The organism is Burkholderia sp. Ac-20365, from assembly GCF_017104715.1.
GTDB lineage: Bacteria > Pseudomonadota > Gammaproteobacteria > Burkholderiales > Burkholderiaceae > Paraburkholderia.
On sequence record NZ_JAAGPI010000013.1, the window covers coordinates 104,691 to 122,470 of the forward strand.

The following is a 17,780-nucleotide window of genomic DNA, read 5'->3' on the forward strand; positions in this document are numbered from 1 at the left end:
TGTCAGAACATGCCAGGGGGAAGCTGCGTCTAGCGTTATCGCTACACGTCGATTCAATTGCCTTCTGGCCGCCCGTTGCAAAACTGGCGGCCTTTTTGTTTTGTCCCAATACTTTCCGGACAGAGAAACGCAATGCCGCTCGCGCTATATGACACCTGGTCGCGCACCGTGCGCCCGTTCGAATCTATCCAACCCGGCAAGGTCGGCATGTATTGCTGCGGCCCCACGGTCTATGACTATGCCCATATCGGCAATCTGAGAACCTACGTGTTCGAGGACACGCTGCGTCGTGTGCTAATGCGCAACGGCTATGACGTTCGGCATGTGGTCAATATCACCGACGTCGGCCATCTGACTTCGGATGCTGACGAAGGCGAGGACAAGATGGAAAAGGGCAGCCGACGGGCCGGAGAGTCGGCGTGGACGATTGCGCGGCGCTACACCGAAGCCCTCGTCGCAGAGTGGCGGGCGCTTAACCTTCTGGAGCCGACGGTGTGGTGCCGCGCGACGGATCACATTGCTGAACAGATTGCGTTCATCGGCGAACTGGAACGCGCGGGCTACGTGTATCGAACCGATGACGGTCTATATTTCGACACGAGCAAGCAGGACGACTACGGCTTCCTGGCCCGGCTCGATCGAGGCGGCCTTCAGGCAGGCAAGCGCGTCGCCGTGGGCAGCAAGAGGAACATCACGGATTTTGCGTTATGGAAGTTCAGTCCGGCTGGCATTACGCGTCAGATGGAATGGGATAGCCCATGGGGACGCGGATTTCCGGGCTGGCATATCGAGTGCTCGGCCATGTCGGCCAGGTACCTCGGCAACTGGTTCGATCTTCATTGCGGTGGCGAAGACCATATTGCGGTACATCACAGCAATGAGATTGCACAGACGCAGGCCGCCCACGGCACGAGGCTGGCGAACTTCTGGATGCACGGTCACTTTCTGACGCTCGATGCCAACGCAAAGATGTCCAAGTCGGGCGGCGACTTCATTCGTCTCCAGACCTTGCAGGGCAGGAATATCGATCCCGTCGCGTACCGGTACCTGTGCATGACCGCACATTACCGAAGCGAGCTTCGTTTCAGTTGGGCATCGCTCGATGCCGCGCAGACCGCCTTGAACCGGCTGCGGCATCTGTATTTCGGCTGGCCAGACGGTGGTTGCGTCGATGCAGACTTTGCCGCGCGCTTTGATGTGGAAGTGAACGATGATCTGAATCTGCCTCGGGCGCTGGCCGTGCTTTGGGAACTCGTCAAGAGCCCTCTGCCGCCGGCGACCTTGCGAGCGACCGTGGACAGCTTTGATTCGGTGCTGGGTTTGAGGCTTCGCGACTGGAAACCGTTGGAGTCCGACATTCCCGAGGACATCCGCACGTTGCTTGGCGAGCGCGAGCAGGCCAGAGCGGAAAAGGACTGGGCAAGATCTGATGAGATACGGGATATGTTAAGTGCGCGAGGCTGGAGAGTTGAGGATGGTAAAGAGGGGCAACGTCTTATTGGAACTCGACAGATATCGGGCGTAGGTTATTGATTGCTGAATGGGCGGCAACTGAGTGGTCGGTCTGGATGGGATCGATTCGCGGTTCAAGGGCGGATATGGAAATTTGGCACTGCTCTGCGGTGGGTGCGACGCTTGTCTTCGAACTTTCGGATCCGGCCAATAAGAGGCATTAGACGCGACGGGATGATTCGACGACAATTTTGCGAGTCGCAGTGTGAAAAACATTACATCGAACACTGCGGTATGCGTGAGCTTCGTCGACCCTTTCGTTCAGAAAAGGCTTCAAGATAAAAGGTAAAGCCCGTCTTGCCGCAAACTGCGACGGCAATTTCGAATCACTTGCGCGCCCTCTCGTTGATCTGGTTGGACCGAAGTTTCCCTTCTCGACGATATTCGTTATCGACGTTGTGTCTATCGAGTCGATTGTTGCGCTGAGCTACTGGTTATATCCGGTGACGGCCGAGTCGCAACAGATCGAATCGGCTCTGAGAGCTTATGGGGTGCGGGCGGCTTGATTCGCCGCAATGCATCCCTTAGCCGCGATCAATACGAAAATATTCGGCATGCGTTACCGGGCGCGTGAATAACAAGTAAAAATTTCACGCATTCTAAATGCCCGAGGCATATTTAACCTTTTTCGATTTCCATTTAAAGATTTTTTAAAATCCGGCCAATGGTTTATTCGTTTTATTCTTGTAGAATCGCGCGGGTTAAATAGTAACGGATAAAAAGAGGCGTTATGGGGGCGCAGGACGTTATCGCGGCCATCACAGGTCGTCTTGCACAGGGCGACCGGCTGCTGAAACTGGATACACTGCTCGGCAGCGATGTACTCGTGCCGCAACGAGTGGTCGGCAACTCGCGCGTCGGGCGACACTTCGAGTTCACCCTGGACGTCGTTTCGATGTCGTCGAACATCGAACTCAAGAAACTGATCGCGCAGCCCGTTACGCTCTGGATCCAGCAGTCCGATAAGTCCTATTTGCCGCATAACGGCTTTGTCCATACCGCACGCCGGCTCGGTTCGGATAGCACGCTAACGAGCTATCAGATCGGCTTTGCGTCGTGGATGCACTTCCTCAAGTTCAGGCGCGATCAGCGTATCTGGCAGGACGTGAGCGTCGAAGAAATCGTCAGTGATGTTTTCAATGCTCATCCTCAGGCTCAAGGACGATTTCAGTTTGCACTCTCCCGGCAGTTGCCTACGCGTTCGTATTGTCGGCAGGACGAGTACGACTGGAACTTCGTGCATCGATTGCTGGAATCGGAAGGTCTTTATGGTTTCTGGCAGCAGGCAGAGGACGGCAAGTCACATACGCTGGTGATCGCAGACAATCTGTCGTCATTCAAGCCCACGTCGCCGAAAACGGTGAGCTTCTACCGTGCTGGAACGAACAGCGAAACGGATGCGCTCACACAATGGTCGGGTACGCGCACGTTGCAAAGCGCGCTGCTGACGACGCGCACGTTCGACTATAAAAGCCCCACCGGTGTCTATAACCCGAAGGGCACCAGCGTGCCGACGATGCCGTCACAGGGCGCATTGCCGGCGCAGGCAGAGGTGTACGAATATACCGGTGCTTATACCTACGGCGAGCAGGATCGCGGCGATCAGCTTTCGCGCATCCGTGTGGAAGAGTGGGAGTCGCGAGCGAAGCGCTTCCATGGTGTCGGCGGTATGCGCGGTATCGATGCCGGACAGCGCTTCACATTGAGCGGCCATCCCGATCACGATCGCGATGCAGCCGATCAGAGGGAATTTGCCGTGATCGAAACCGTCTGGGCGATCGAGAACAATCTGCCTGTCAGCAGCGATGCACCGGTGTTCCCGCATAGTCTTCAGCAGGCAGTTGCGGGTCTGCGTTCTGCGCCAAGCGTGTTGATCAGCGATGGATCGCAAGGCTTCTATCGTGTCGATATCGAGGCGCAGCGAACGACAGTGCCGTATCGCAGTCCGTTCGAGCACGCGAAGCCGGATGTGCAGCTTGAATCGGCGATTGTCGTTGGTCTGCAAAACGAAGAGGTTTATACCGACGAACTGAATCGCATCAAGGTGCGCTTCATCTGGGACCGGCTTAATAGCGGCGACGAACGGGCGTCGTGCTGGCTGCGCGTTGTGCAGTCGGATTCGGGGGGCGGTTATGGCGGTGTGCATCTGCCGCGCGTGGGGGAAGAAGTACTCGTTGATTACGTCGATGGCGATTGCGACCGGCCGATTGTGGTTGCACGTGTTTATAACGGTGCGACGCAGCCGCAGTGGCATTCGAATGGTTTGCTGTCTGGGTATCGGTCGAAGGAGTTCGGAGGTAGTGGATACAACCAGATGGTGATGGATGATGCGACTGAGCAGAACCGCCTTCAGCTTTATAGCAGCAGCGCGAATTCATATCTGCATATGGGTTATCTGATTGCGCAGAACGGGAATGAAAGAGGCGGCTACCTGGGCAGTGGTTTTGATCTGAACTCGGATGCGTATGGCGCGATCCGGGCAGGCCAGGGCATTTACGTCAGCACGCACGCGAAGAGCGCTACAAGTCAGCAACTCGACGTAAGTGAAGCACACACGCAGATCACCAACGCGCAGAGCGTACTGGATGCGCTCTCGCAAGCGAGCGAGACCCATCAGGCCGAATCGTTTTTAGACGGCCAGAACGCCCTGAAGGATTTCGCAAAGGCAACGCTATCGAGCGCAACGGGCGCGAGTGCGAGCGGCGGCAACACGGCTGGGGGTGGCACGGGTAGCGCAAATGCGTTCAGCGAGCCCGTCATGCTGATGGCCAGCCCCGCGGGCATCGCGTTGTCGACGCAGCAATCGACGCATATTGCAGCCAACGAACAGATCAATCTGGTTGCCGGTCAAAGTGTTCATGTGGCAACGGGTAAGTCGCTGATAGCGAGCATCGCGCAAAAGCTCAGCCTCTTCGCGCAAAATGCGGGCATGAAACTGTTCGCGGGCCAAGGCAAGGTCGAGATTCAGGCGCACGACGACAACATCGAAGTGACTGCGCAAAAGTCCGTCAAACTCATCTCGGCGACACAGACGATCGAAGGCGTGGCGAAACAGGAGATCCTGCTGACTTCGGGTGGCGCATACATCCGGCTGAAAGACGGCAACATCGAGATTCACGCACCCGGCGCGATCGATGTGAAGGGCGCTCAGCACGGCTTCAACGGGCCCGTCCGGCTTGACGAGAAGTTCCCGTCGTGGACTAACAGCGAGCCGAAGCGGTCGATAGACTTTTCGGGGTGACGACGATGGGGCGTCCCGTAAAAAACGAACTGAATAAAGGATAGCTAGTGGCGCAGCAACAGGACAAGCCGTCGCAAGTCGAGAATTGGGCGTATCCGTTTTCATTGAAGAACCCCGGTGCGCAGCCCGCTCTCGAAGAGTATCTGAGCGCGCTCAGTGCATCGGAAGATGGCTTCTATCCAATCGGTGCAAACGGGCTATGGCACGGTGGCATCCATTTCGGAAACGGCACAGCTGGCAAGTTCGATCAGGATGCCGGGGTCAAGTGTATTGCGGACGGTGAAGTCGTCGCATATCGCCTCAATTCGAAGCTGCAGGAGCTCGCCTATCCTGACGGGTCCAAGGCTGGATACTCGAGCGGGTTCACGCTGGTGCGGCATCGGCTCGTGTTGCCAAAGCCTCCCGCGCCGTCCACGCCTTCGGCGCAGCCGGCGAATACGGCGAACGGTGCACCGACGCAGAACACAAGCACACCTGCCGAAGACGTTTTGACGTTCTTCAGCCTTTATATGCATACGCTGCCGCTCGATGGTTACGGTGCGGCGAAGGCTCTGCCCGCCTACTATGGCGCGACAGACATTTATACGGTGGGCAACAACGCAAACGATCCTCGCAAGAACGCCGCTGGTTCCGAGGATCACAACCAGCCCGGTCTGCGAGTGCGCGCATCGCATACGGCTGGCAGTGCTGTTTCAGGTTGGCTGGCGCGCGACACGAAGATCAAGGTTGGCCAGAAACACGGCTCGTGGGGCAAGATCGCGAGTTTGGTGTCGGGTGCGGTTCAGTCTTATAAGGAAGGTGCTGCCTTGCCGGCGGATGCAGCGACAGGATGGGTTTTCCTGGGCGAGCTGGACAAGCAAAGCCAGCCGTCTGCGGTGGATCAGATCCATGTCCTGCCGAAGCCTCACGCGATCGCCGCAGGCGAGACGATTGCGCTTGTCGGCGAATACCAGCGGCTCGTGGAAGCGCGGGCGCATCATACCTTGCCGCCCAAACAAAGTGAACGACCACTGCTCCATGTCGAGGTCTTAACGGGCGACGACATCAACGCTTTCATTTCGCGCAGCCGCGCACGGGCGCAGCAACTCGATCCGAAATCCCGCAATCTCTTGCTGATTTCGAAAGGCGCAAAGCTGGTGCAGCCGTCTTTGCCCAGTTCATCGATCCCGCACGGAGTATCCGTCAAGGACGCCCCGGGCTCGCCAGCCAGCGGTCCATGGCGGAAGGTCTTGCAGGTAAACGCGAACGGACAGCCGATCAATAATCAGGCGCTCTGGATTGCACGTTCTGATCCGCAAGGCAATCAGGATCGGCCGGCGTGGAGCCAGTTTCCCTTGATCCTGCAAGCGGCGGCCGGCGCGGCGGCAGCCTGGACACGCGTGGTGAGCACCGCATCGGCACAAAGTTGTGTCGAGGCTGAGAACAAGACGTGGCACGCAGTGAGCATCGCCGACGAGCACAATGCCGAAGTCAATGGCTGGGTTTGCGATCACGGGCATCCTCTCGTTGAGCTGAAAAGTCCCTGGGACTGGCCGGGATTCGATGTCCTGAATCTGCAAACGTCGGTTTCCGACATGTTTGCACGCGCGCTCTATATCGCAGACAGCGGCACGCCGGACGAGATCGCGCAATTCGAGGGCTCATTCGCGAATGCGCGCTCCGACGAAACCATTCGCAAGCTTGAAGACGCGATCGACGCTCAGGGGCAGCGCGATGGCAAGATCACCGCACACGAATTGCAGATGGCGCTCGGCAAGCCTTGGCTCGCGGATCGGATCGATCATCTGGTCGTACGATACGAAAGCGAATGGGGCGGGGAGATGAGCAAGTGGGATGCGCTCGATTCGCATATGCATGCAGGGCTGCCAGTGTGGCAGTCTGAGAAGACGCGGATTGATGTGCTGCGATTTTGGAGTGGGATCAGCGGTGTGAGTGGATGGTCAACGAGCGCTAACGTTTACCATTTGCATCCTCTTGGTCTCGTGGGGAATTTCCGCCGTACCAACTTCCAGTTTACGCTCGCGATGATGCAGCACATTTTCCCGAGCGCAAGTGTTGCGACGCTGCAAGCAGCTATGACGGAATTGAATACGAATATCGATTTGTTTAAACTCGACAAGCCACTAAGACGCGAGCACTTCTTCGCACAAATTCGCCGTGAGGCAGGACCGTCGTTGGGTGTTCACGATGGTGAAAGCCTTAATTATCCGCCTGACCGTTTGAAACTGAAATTTAGCTATTTCCAGGCACATCCTGACGAGGCTGATTTGTACGGACGTACTGCTGAGCATCCCGCCGATGAGCAAGCAATTGCGAACCGCGCGTATGAGCGCAGAAATGGTAATGGAGACATCGCAAGCGGTGATGGGTGGAAGTACCGAGGCAGAGGCTTGATCCAGATTACGGGTCAAACTCAATATCGATTGTTTACCGAATGGCACCGACAGAATTCAAGTGGCTGGGCCGGCGAGGCCAATCTGAACTTTCTGGTAGATTACGCGCTGGTCGGCGAGGTCAAATACGCCGTGAGATCGGCCGCGGCGTATTGGATCAATAACAGAATGTACGAAACGGCCGATCATGGCGCAGCCGAAGACGATGTCGATAACATCACGCGAGCGATAAATCCCGGACTTTTCAAGCATCAGCCTGGTCACCCGATCAATCCGGAGAATATGAACGACATCGTGGATCGCCGAAATAATTTCGCGTCGATTCACAATTGGGGAGGACTGAAGTAATGTGGATAGCACGAATTCTAATGATTACTCTGCTGTCGCTCGTTAAATATGACGTGGCGAATGGGCAGGATCAGACTTCTCAGAATGAACAGACACTTTGCAACGACGGGGAAGAGATTTATTTCAGTTGTCCGCTAGAAAATCAAAAGACTGTCTCCGTATGCGCAAAGGACAACACTGCCCCTAATCGGGGCTACGTGCAATATCGATACGGTAGCAAGGACAATGTTTTCGCATTTCCTGGTCAGAATGTTCCTCCTGCAAGCACAGTCAAGATCACCGACGTCTCCGAAGGCAGTATTCGTGGGCTGCATTTGAAATTCTCGAAAGGAGCTTACACGTATGTCGTTTCCTCTGTTTCGCCAGGCGAGATCTACGTATCGAAGAATGGAAAAGTAATATTTGATCAGGAATGTACGGCTTCGAGATACAAGAGTTTTTCGAACAAAATTTTCGATGGAGTCAATGAAGTGCCTGTGTCGAAGGTTGATATTCACTGAATGATGTTTCTGCACGAAGTAGCGGCAGCCGGTCCTACAGTCATTTGGACCGTTTCGATGCTTCCTGCAGGCGTCTGCTTCGATCGTCCGAATCGGATCAACTGGCGATCGGCACGCGCTGTACGATGTGCGCTATCAGATATGAGCGACCCAGCACGAATCACTTTGCTGTTTTCAGCTTTTCTGGTTTCCCAACAGGCATGGTGTGCGCAGGATAACCAGCAGGAGATCGATTTCCCCAATCACGCGCAACTCGTTTATTCCGCGCCCGTATCGCCGGAACTGAACCGCACGTTCGGGCCCGGTTGGACGCGCCTCACGATCACCCGCCCCGACGGCAGCACGCTTCCGATCATCCCGGACGAAACGCTCACTTCCGAGGGAGGCGTCATCTTTTCGACCGTTGGCGTGAGAGCGCGCTCGCACGATGGACGCTATGTCGTACTCGATCTCACGCGTAACGGAGTGACGGAAACCGAAGATGGTAAGCCTACTGTGGCAAGTCGTGAATTCTGTCCGATCCTGGACACCGTGACTGGGTGTGTCGCGCGTGACTATTCTGGCGCTGTTTGCGGTGGCGCATGGGATGACAAAGAGACGATATGGCGCAGCCAGCTCGACTCAGGCAAAACGGACTCGCAATCGATGAAAGCGCTGGAAAAGCCGACGGCGCGAGCCGTATGGACTCAATTCAGCCAGGCCAAAGCAACGAATATCAAGCCATTCTTGCGCGTCGCGTTGGGTCTGGACAATCTTCGAGCATGTGATCCGCCGAGCGCAGCAAACGCACGGTATTACGCGCAAATACAGGCCGCGCTGGGCGACGCATCCTCTGCCGGGAACCACTCGACGCCCGCCTCCACCAGAGCTATGCCAGCCGATGCTGATGCGTTGAGGGTATCGACGGTGCAGGCCGACCGAGCATGGCTCTACGAGCGGCCTTCAGTAGGAAGCAACCGTCGCGGCTATCTCATCCGCGGCGATCGCGTTGTCATTATTGGCGAACAGAAGCCGGATTGGGTGAGAGTTCGCTATAACCGCGCGGGGAAGGAACCTATCGAAGCATGGCTGGAGCGACCGAACATCGACCGATAACTAACTTCGTGGAGGTGCCCTTGATTGCAACCTTTGTGCTTATCTGAGTGCGCCTCAAGAAGATTGAGCATAGGAAAAGCGATTGAAAGAGTTCATAGACACTCATGTTCTGCCACTTCGCATCCGCTCTTCTAGCATGCACACTGTATCTACCGGCGCGGCGTTTGCCATAGCCTTGATGCTAATCGGCGGTACTGCCGAATCAGCGCTTGCCGCCGCTCCGTCGTCCACATTCCGTTTTGCGTTGCCGGGCGGAGGGGCAATTCTGTATGGCAAGGCGACGAATCCTCAAGCCCCGTTAGCCCGGCGTGCATGGCAGCAGGCCATCTTCTATTTCCCGAACGGCACGACGTTCAGCGTCTTGCCAAAAGCCGGCGATCCGACAGCGCCCGGTGCGTTAATGCAACCTCCGCATGACAGCAATATCTCTCCTTCTGGCCAATATGTCGTCATAGAACGAATCGAGTCGGGATCGGTTTCGTCGGGGCCTGCACAAACGGAGTCTGGTGCGAGCCGGGAATACTGTTCTGCCATCGAGATTCGCACGGGCTGTATTACAGCGGATCAAACTGGTGAGATATGCGGAGCGGGCTGGCGTGCGGGCCAGCCCGCGCAGTGGGGAAACGACGACCAGACGAACCTGATGTTGAAGGAAGACCGTCCATCGGCCAGCCGGCTGATGCGGTTTATCCGTGCTGGTCAGCCACCTAGGTTACTCATTAGCAACGACTCGGGCGCCGGAAATCTCCTGCGTTGCGATCCGCCGTCGGCGGCCAATCGCGGGGCGTATCAGGGGATTACGGCCGCTTTGCATGCAGCAGGCGCGCGAAACGATGCTCGACTGATAGACGACGGGCTTTCAAAAGCGGACATTGATATCGTCGGCACGCCAGTTTCATCTGCCGCGAAAATCGGGAATCAGGCCGCGACCATATCGGTGCAAAGAGCGACACTTTATAACGCCCCGGATGATGCCAGCGCGGGACGCGCCTATCTGGTCAAAAACGATAGAGTATCGGTATTGAAGCAGTCGCCGTCCGGTTGGGCCTATGTGGACTACGTCAACGCTTCTGGGAAGCATCTGCTTCGTTGGATCAAATCCGATCAACTGACGATCGAGCCGTAAAGTGCTCCGTAATTTGAGCGAGATATACGACACGACTCGTATTGCTAGCGTCCGAATGGCAGACATCCAGGCACATGTTGCGCACCGATTCGGCCCGATATGGGATCAAAACGCTATTCAAGCGTCCGTCGATTGAGTGTCCGCTGTCGAGCAATCTCATTGTCCGTTTCGGGTCGACAGAACTCCTTCATCGCACGCCGGATTCCACCCTCCATCCAGAGAACCTGTGTCTCGTAACGGAGCGTGCCAGCGCGATACCCAACACCGCTACCCTTCCATCGGCGATTAACCTCAATCTCCTCGCCCCCATATCCCCACGGCCCAACCATCGCGCTAACCGCTAGAATTGCGGTTTTAGCCCGGACCACGCTCATGTCTTTTGCCTCTCTTGGCCTGATCGATCCCTTGCTGCGTAACGTGCAGGATCTCAATTACCAGACGCCTACGCCGGTGCAGATCAAGGCAATTCCTGCTGTGCTCAGTGGCAAGGACGTCATGGCCGCGGCACAAACCGGAACTGGCAAAACGGCGGGTTTTGCGCTGCCATTGTTGCAACGACTGGTGCAACACGGCCCGGCGGTGTCCAGCAACCGCGCGCGTGTTCTGGTGCTGGTGCCCACGCGTGAACTGGCCGAACAGGTGCTGCAAAGCTTCGTCGCGTACGGCAAAGGCCTCGACTTGCGATTTCTGGCCGCCTACGGCGGTGTGAGCATCAACCCGCAGATGATGAAGTTGCGCAAAGGCGTGGATGTGCTCGTTGCCACGCCCGGCCGTTTGCTGGATCTCAATCGCCAGAACGCAGTGCAGTTTGATCAGGTGCAAACGCTGGTGCTGGATGAGGCCGATCGCATGCTCGACCTTGGCTTCGCGCGTGAACTCAACGCGGTCTTTGCGGCCTTGCCCGCGCAGCGCCAGACCCTGCTGTTCTCCGCCACGTTCACTGACGATATCCGCGCCATGTCGGCGAGCATTCTGCGCAGCCCGGTCGATATCAGCGTCAGCCCACCCAATGCCACGGCCAGCAAGATCCGCCAGTGGGTAGTGCCGGTGGATAAAAGAAACAAGCCCGAACTTTTCATGCACCTTGTGGCTGAGAACAACTGGGAGCACGCGCTGGTGTTCGTCAAAACCCGCAATGGCGTGGATTACCTGGCGGCCATGCTGGAGGAGGCGGGCTATGCGGTCGACACCATCCACGGCGACAAACCGCAGCCCGCGCGCATGCGTGCGCTGGAGCGCTTCAAGATGCGCGAAGTCAGTATGCTGGTCGCCACCGACGTGGCTGCGCGCGGGCTGGATATCGACGATCTGCCGCTGGTGATCAACGTCGATCTGCCGATTGTGGCGCAAGACTATGTGCACCGAATCGGCCGGACGGGCCGCGCGGGTGCCAGCGGTGTGGCGGTGTCCCTTGTGTGTGCCGATGAAGCGCCGCAACTGGCCGCGATTGAAGCGCTGATCCGGCAAACGCTGCCTCGCGAAGAAGAGCCGGGTTTTGAGGCCGAACACCGCGTGCCGCAAACCAGCGAGACGGGGCAGATCATCAAGAAGCCGAAAAAGCCCAAGAAGCCAAAAGTGCCGCAAGCTACGCAGGCGCCCAGCAAAAAGCCGCGCCCGCAAGGTGGCGAAAACAAACACAAGCCTGCGGCGCAGCGCACTACGGCCACGGGTAACGACACTAACTTTTCCAGCGGTAGCCCGTTCAGCGTGCAGAAGCCACGAAGCAAACCAGCTAGCAAGCCCGCTACGAGTTCACGCAAGCCGGCTGGCAAACCCGCTGGTGGCCGCGGCAAACGCCAACCCTGATTCGTGGGGATGAGTAACGCCAGTCCTGGAACAGGCTGGCGGTTTGGTCATCGGTAATGCCATGCATGAAAGGTTATCCCGTCAGAGGACAGCCTTTCAGTATCGATGGAAGACCGCTTGCAATACGTTCGTGTCCGCAGCCTGCGTGAGTGCGAGCATAAGAAGAAGCCTGGCTTTCTGCGGAATCTGATCGTCGACGGTCAGCCAGCCATATTCGTCATCGGGTTGCGCGCCGTTGCGTAACACGATGCCATTGCCCGTACGCGACGCACGCACCACATGCATGCCGCGCCGCGCGGCGTTTCGCAACGGCCCGAGCAGATGACTGGCGATATTGCCATTGCCGGTGCCTGCAAAGATCAACCCGCGAGCGTTCGCTGCAATCGCTTCGATTGCAGCGGCCTCGAGTGCACCGTAGCCGTAGACAATCTCGACCTTGGGCAATGTGGCAAGCGTGTCGGCATACCACGGCGTGTCCAGGGTATGCGCCCGGGCCGGGCGACGGTAGTAATGCGGAACGCCTTCGATCACCCAACCAAGCGCACCGTAGGGCGAACTGAATGCATCGAGCTTGAAGCTGTTGCTCTTGACGACGTCGCGCGCGGTATGGATTTCGCTGTTGGCGACAACCAGCGTACCGATGCCGCGCGACGACGGATGCGCGGCCACCGCGATCGCATCGTAGAGATTGAGCAACGCATCTGAACTCATCGCCGATGGCGGGCGCATTGACCCGACCACGACCACCGGTTTTGCGCTCTTGAGCGTGAGATGCAGAAAATACGCGGTTTCCTCGATCGTGTCGGTCCCGTGCGTGATCACTATGCCGTCGACATCCTGCCGGGCCAGCGCATCGGCGGCGCGCTTGCCGATTGCAAGCAGATGTTCGCTGGTGAAGTTCTCGGAGCCGGTTTGCAACAACTGCTCCGAGCGCAGGTTGGCCAGCGCTTTGGCCTGAGGCAGTGTGTCGAGAATCTCATCGATACCCAGCACCGAGCACAGATAGGCGGATGTGTTGATAGCGGCTTTGCCCTGGCCGGCAATGGTGCCGCCTGTGCCGATCACCAGGATGTTGGGCTTTGCGGTCATGCGGGTTCGATCAGGTTTGAGGAAAGGTGCCGCTCAAACGCGGCTCACCCGTTGATGCGACTGTAGTTCGGCATGAAGCCGAGGAATTGCATCGATCTGCCGGAAAGTAGAAGAAACGCGACAGAGACTGGCGCAGACAGGGTGGACGCAGGCACGGCGCGCTCAGCCAGCGCTGGTGGTTCGCGACGCGCGCAGTTTGCCGGGCGTGACACCATACGCTTCGCGGAACACGCGAATGAAATGCGCGGAGTCCGCGAAGCCACACTCGTATGCGATGTCGGTGATTTTGCGGGCCGTGTTGACGAGCAGCCAGCGCGCGTAACGCAGCCGCATGCGTCGATAGAACTCGTTTGGCGATGTGTCCATCTCCGCCATGAATGCGCGCTCGAGATTGCGTACGCTGGTCCCGATCATCTTCGCGATGACGGCGATGTTCAGCGGCGCTTCGAGGTTCTCTTCCATCAGCAGCACCGCGTGGCGCACGGTCGCGTCGCCGACCGAGAGATAGCCGAGCGCCGCGCGCCGCTCGACGAACGAAGAGCCGCCCTGACGGCTCACGGTCATCTGATGGATCACTTTCGAGGCGCGATCCGGTCCGCAATGCAGGCTGATCAGGCGCGCTGCGAGTTCGACAACGGATATCCCGCCCGCGCACGTGATGCGATTGCCGTCGATCATGTAATCCGCGTGCGTGATCACGCGCAACGCGGGAAACATGCGGCGATAGTCTTCGAGATGAAAACTGTGCACGCAGGCGACGTGATCTTCCATCAGACCGGCTCGCGCGAGCACGAAGCTTCCGGTGCACAGCCCGACAAGTGGAATGCCTTCGTGCGCGGCCAGTTTCAGATAGGCCCAGTACCGACGGTCGACGTGATCGAGTTCCGGCAGCAGCCCGCCGATGACGACCAGATAGTCGAATTGCGCGAGATCGGGAAAGGCGGACTGTGCCTGCACAGGAATGCCGCAACTCGCTTCAACCGATTCGCCTTGCACGCCGACGATGGTCCACAGGCAGCGCAACTGGCGGCTCTGGTCGCCGCGATCCGCTGCGTGGCGCAGTGCATCGCATAGCCCGGCGAGCGACAGCATGGGAAAGCGGGGCCATAGAAGGATCCCGACGCTCAGTTCCGCTTCTGAACGGCTTGAACGCGTCTGAAGCGTGCGCGGCAGCGCGTCCAGTTGCTCGACCAGTTCATGTGCCGTTTGCGCCACGGATTGGGAAACGTTCGAAGGAGGGGCAGCGGTCGGCATGCGCAATCTCGCGGGTGGTTCGTCGGAATTATACGGTCGCGGGCGACGCTTCGACCTTCCCGGGCGCCTGCCGCAATTCTTCTATTTTTCGGCAAATCGGTTCAATGCCGCCGCATTCTGGCTGCATAAATTTCGAACTGCCGGCGGATGACGCCGCGCTGCGAGTGCGAACGATCCCGCGGAAGCGGGACTGGAGCGCATTGAAGCGCATGCGGCTTGTGTACCCGGTCGACAGACGGCGTGGGCCGTTTGTCGTGTCCAACCACAATTACTTTTCGGGTGAAGCATGAGCACAAGCACAGCTTTGAGTCGCGGCATGGCGGCTGTCGGTATTCTGGGAACATTGACGCTCGCTGCGACAAGCGTCGCCCATGCCGACGAGATGGTAAAGATCGGCGAAGCCGCGCCCGTGACGGGGCCGGCTTCGTATCTGGGCAAGGATACCGAGAACGGCGCGCGCCTCGCGATCGAGGAGATCAACCAGAAAGGCCTCGTGATCGACGGGCGGAAAGTGACACTGGTGTTCGACGCCCAGGACGATGCCGGCGATCCGCGCCAGGCGACGCAGGTGGCGCAGAAACTCGCTGACGACAAGGTCGTCGCGGTGGTCGGGCACATGCAGTCCGGTTCGACAATCCCTGCGTCGAAGATCTACAACGATGCGGGGATCGTGCAGGTATCGCCATCCGCGACGAATCCGGCGTACACCCTGCAAGGGTTCAAGACTGCGTATCGCGTCGTCGCCACTGACGCGCAGCAAGGTCCGACGCTAGCCGATTACGCGGCGAAAACACTCAAGGTCAGGACGGTAGCGATAGTCGATGATTCGACTGCTTATGGTCAGGGGCTGGCTGTCGAGTTCGAGAAGCAGGCGAAGGCGAACGGCATCACGGTGCTGTCGCATGACGCGAGCACCGACAAGGCCGTCGATTTCCGCGCGATTCTCACGAAGATCAAGGGAGAAAAGCCGGATGTGATCATGTACGGCGGCCTGGATGGCACGGGCGGCCCGTTTGCCAAGCAGGCAAAGCAACTCGGTATCACCGCGAAGGTGCTGGCGGGCGATGGCCTGTGCGCCGACGATCTCGCCAAACTCGCGGGCGAAGCGGCCGATAACGTGATCTGTTCGATTGCCGGTGCGCCGCTGCTGAAAATGGCCGAAGGGCCGGCCTTTGTCGATCGGTACAAGAAGCGATTTGGCTACGCGCCGGTGTTGAATTCGCCTTTTGCGTACGACGCGGTAGGCGTTATCGTCGATGCGATGAAGCGCGCGCAATCAATCGAGCCGGCAAAGATTCTGGCAGCGATGCCAGCCACCGATTACCACGGTGTGCTCGGCGTAACGCAGTTCGATTCGAAGGGGGATTTGAAGCACGGAGTGATTTCGCTTTACAAGTACGTCGACGGGAAGCAGGCGCTGCTTGGTGTTGTGGAGAAGTAAGCGCGAGTCACGATGATGCAAAGAAAACCCCACGAGAGTGATATCTGGTGGGGTGCCTGCTTAACTGCATATGTCAAAGCGCGAAGGCGAACAGCGGGTAACTCAGGCGATGACCTTCTGCTCCCCGGCCGCCTGCTCGCGCATGCGACGGGCTTCGTCGCGCAGGAACTGCTGGTAATCATCCAGATCGCCGTCGAAGGGCTCGACGCCACCCTTGGTGACGAGCCAGAATTCATCACATACGGCGCGCAACAGGGCCCGATCGTGACTGACCAGCATCACCGTGCCTTCGAATTCGTTGAGCGCCATGCCTAGCGCTTCGCGTGTGGCCAGGTCGAGGTGGTTGGTAGGCTCGTCGAGCAGCAGCAGATTGGGGCGCTGCCACACGATCATGCACAACACGAGCCGCGCCTTTTCGCCGCCGCTCATCGTGCTGACCGCCTGATGGACCATGTCGCCACTGAAGTTGAAGGTGCCGAGGAAGGTGCGAAGCGATTGTTCGGTGCCACTCTGGCCGGGCGCGCGCATGTGCGGCGGCGTGTCTCTGGCAAGGCGGATCATGTGTTCCAGCGGCGTGTCGAGCGGACGCAGCACGTCGAGTTCCTGCTGTGCGAAGTAGCCGATGTTGAGGCCTTTGCCTTCGCTGATTTCGCCAGCAATCGGCGCCAGTGCGTGCGCCACCGTTTTCACCAGCGTGGACTTGCCCTGGCCGTTGGCACCGAGGATGCCGATGCGCTGCCCGGCCAGTACGGATCGGTTAATGCCCCGCACGATGACCGTGGGCGGCGTACCGGGCAATGCGTCGGTCGGCGCCGGATAGCCGAAGCTCGCGTCCAGCATTGACAACAGCGGATTCGGTACGTTGAGCGGTTCCTTGAACTCGAAGCTGAACTCTGCGTCGGCAAGCACGGGTGCGATCTTCTCCATGCGTTCGAGCGCCTTGACCCGACTCTGCGCCTGCTTCGCCTTCGAGGCCTTGGCCTTGAAACGGTCGATGAATTTCTGCAGATGGGCAATCTTGTCCGCCTGCCTGGCCATCGCGGCCTGCTGCAACACGAGCTGCTCAGCGCGCATCTCTTCGAACTTGCTGTAGTTGCCGCCGTAACGTACGAGCCTGGCGTTGTCGACGTGTACCGTCACCTGCGTTACCGCGTCGAGGAATTCGCGATCGTGGCTGATCACTACCAGGGTTCCCTGATAGCGCTTGAGCCACGCTTCCAGCCACACCAGCGCGTCGAGGTCGAGGTGATTGGTCGGTTCGTCGAGCAGCAACAGGTCGGACGGGCACATGAGCGCGCGCGCCAGTTGCAGTCGCATGCGCCAGCCGCCGGAGAAACTGTTGACCGGCTGGCTCAGCTGCGCCTCACTGAAGCCAAGGCCGAGGATCAGCGCCTGGGCACGGGCGGGGGCATCGTGTGCACCAGCGTCGTGCAGGTCCATGTAGGCGTGCGCCATACGCATACCGTCATCACTGGCCTCAGCGGCGGCTACTTCGGCCTGCGCGGCCAGCAGCACGGTGTCACCCTCGACTACGAAGTCGGTCGCGTTCTGCTCGGTTTCCGGCATCTCCTGCGCGACCTGGCCCATCTTCCACGCAGCGGGAATCGAGAATTCGCCGCTATCTTCGTGCAGCGTGCCGTTGAGAAGGGCGAAGAAGGACGATTTGCCGGCGCCATTGCGGCCGACAAGACCAATTTTTTCGCCGGGCGTGAAGGTAATGGACGCGTTGTCGAGTACGACATTAACGCCGCGGCGCAGCGTGAGATTACGGACGGAAATCATAAGAGGCTACTTCGGAGAGGACAGGCATGATAGCCGACCGGTGCGCAGGGCTGTTTTTTTCTGGCCGCACATGTGAATAGCGCACTGGCGCCTTGCGGTGCCCACCGGCCGCAAAGCGAGGCGGGCACGGGCGCACCGGGCGTTCCTGCTTCGGTCGTTCAACGTCAACCCCAGGATCGTCGACAATCGCGAT

11 protein-coding genes are annotated in these 17,780 nt (G+C 58.5%); 8 read left to right on the forward strand and 3 right to left on the reverse strand.

Annotated features, from left to right (window positions below; all coding sequences use genetic code 11):
* Positions 1-132 precede the first annotated feature (132 nt).
* The 7 genes from cysS to G3O01_RS23040 all read left to right on the forward strand — a co-directional run bounded on the left by cysS (position 133) and on the right by G3O01_RS23040 (position 12,021).
* Positions 133-1,533, forward strand: a complete 1,401-nt coding sequence (gene cysS, locus G3O01_RS23010; protein ID WP_205807882.1) for a cysteine--tRNA ligase — start codon at positions 133-135, stop codon at positions 1,531-1,533.
* Positions 1,534-2,242: 709 nt separating this feature from the next.
* Positions 2,243-4,753: a type VI secretion system Vgr family protein gene (locus tag G3O01_RS23015; RefSeq protein ID WP_205807884.1), complete on the forward strand. Its 2,511-nt coding sequence runs from the start codon at positions 2,243-2,245 to the stop codon at positions 4,751-4,753.
* A gap of 47 nt (positions 4,754-4,800) precedes the next feature.
* Entirely contained in the window at positions 4,801-7,494 is a 2,694-nt protein-coding gene (locus G3O01_RS23020; RefSeq protein ID WP_205807887.1) for a hypothetical protein, read from the forward strand.
* A gap of 20 nt (positions 7,495-7,514) precedes the next feature.
* Positions 7,515-7,994: a hypothetical protein gene (locus G3O01_RS23025; protein WP_205807889.1), complete on the forward strand. Its 480-nt coding sequence runs from the start codon at positions 7,515-7,517 to the stop codon at positions 7,992-7,994.
* 141 nt (positions 7,995-8,135) lie between these two features.
* Positions 8,136-9,089 (forward strand): SH3 domain-containing protein, encoded by a 954-nt coding sequence (locus G3O01_RS23030; protein WP_205807891.1) that lies wholly within the window; start codon positions 8,136-8,138, stop codon positions 9,087-9,089.
* Between the two features lie 82 nt (positions 9,090-9,171).
* Positions 9,172-10,215: a hypothetical protein gene (locus G3O01_RS23035; RefSeq protein WP_205807894.1), complete on the forward strand. Its 1,044-nt coding sequence runs from the start codon at positions 9,172-9,174 to the stop codon at positions 10,213-10,215.
* Positions 10,216-10,587: 372 nt separating this feature from the next.
* Complete coding sequence (locus tag G3O01_RS23040) at positions 10,588-12,021, forward strand: DEAD/DEAH box helicase (RefSeq protein ID WP_205807911.1); 1,434 nt, start codon at positions 10,588-10,590, stop codon at positions 12,019-12,021.
* A gap of 96 nt (positions 12,022-12,117) precedes the next feature.
* On the opposite strand, the gene G3O01_RS23045 is transcribed toward G3O01_RS23040, so the two are convergent.
* Together G3O01_RS23045 and G3O01_RS23050 are read right to left on the reverse strand one after the other, a co-directional pair.
* Positions 12,118-13,110 carry an asparaginase gene (locus G3O01_RS23045; protein WP_205807914.1) on the reverse strand — a complete coding sequence of 331 codons (993 nt, stop codon included), beginning with the start codon at positions 13,108-13,110 and terminating at the stop codon, positions 12,118-12,120.
* A gap of 162 nt (positions 13,111-13,272) precedes the next feature.
* Positions 13,273-14,364, reverse strand: a complete 1,092-nt coding sequence (locus G3O01_RS23050) for a GlxA family transcriptional regulator (RefSeq protein WP_205807917.1) — start codon at positions 14,362-14,364, stop codon at positions 13,273-13,275.
* Between the two features lie 316 nt (positions 14,365-14,680).
* Between G3O01_RS23050 and G3O01_RS23055 the strand changes: the two genes are divergently transcribed.
* The gene (locus G3O01_RS23055) at positions 14,681-15,805 is read left to right on the forward strand and encodes a branched-chain amino acid ABC transporter substrate-binding protein (RefSeq protein ID WP_205808210.1); all 1,125 of its coding nucleotides are present in this window, start codon (positions 14,681-14,683) and stop codon (positions 15,803-15,805) included.
* Between the two features lie 102 nt (positions 15,806-15,907).
* On the opposite strand, the gene G3O01_RS23060 is transcribed toward G3O01_RS23055, so the two are convergent.
* Positions 15,908-17,587, reverse strand: a complete 1,680-nt coding sequence (locus G3O01_RS23060) for an ATP-binding cassette domain-containing protein (RefSeq protein ID WP_205807932.1) — start codon at positions 17,585-17,587, stop codon at positions 15,908-15,910.
* Positions 17,588-17,780: the final 193 nt, after the last annotated feature.

Bases quoted from the DNA above. Each gene is read 5' to 3' on its own strand.
- G3O01_RS23015 (WP_205807884.1), top strand. From the start codon at position 2,243: ATGGGGGCGCAGGACGTTATCGCGGCCATCACAGGTCGTCTTGCACAG.
- cysS (WP_205807882.1), top strand. From the start codon at position 133: ATGCCGCTCGCGCTATATGACACCTGGTCGCGCACCGTGCGCCCGTTC.
- G3O01_RS23055 (WP_205808210.1), top strand. From the start codon at position 14,681: ATGGCGGCTGTCGGTATTCTGGGAACATTGACGCTCGCTGCGACAAGC.
- G3O01_RS23025 (WP_205807889.1), top strand. From the start codon at position 7,515: ATGATTACTCTGCTGTCGCTCGTTAAATATGACGTGGCGAATGGGCAG.
- G3O01_RS23030 (WP_205807891.1), top strand. From the start codon at position 8,136: ATGAGCGACCCAGCACGAATCACTTTGCTGTTTTCAGCTTTTCTGGTT.
- G3O01_RS23040 (WP_205807911.1), top strand. From the start codon at position 10,588: ATGTCTTTTGCCTCTCTTGGCCTGATCGATCCCTTGCTGCGTAACGTG.
- G3O01_RS23045 (WP_205807914.1), bottom strand. From the start codon at position 13,110: ATGACCGCAAAGCCCAACATCCTGGTGATCGGCACAGGCGGCACCATT.
- G3O01_RS23050 (WP_205807917.1), bottom strand. From the start codon at position 14,364: ATGCCGACCGCTGCCCCTCCTTCGAACGTTTCCCAATCCGTGGCGCAA.
- G3O01_RS23060 (WP_205807932.1), bottom strand. From the start codon at position 17,587: ATGATTTCCGTCCGTAATCTCACGCTGCGCCGCGGCGTTAATGTCGTA.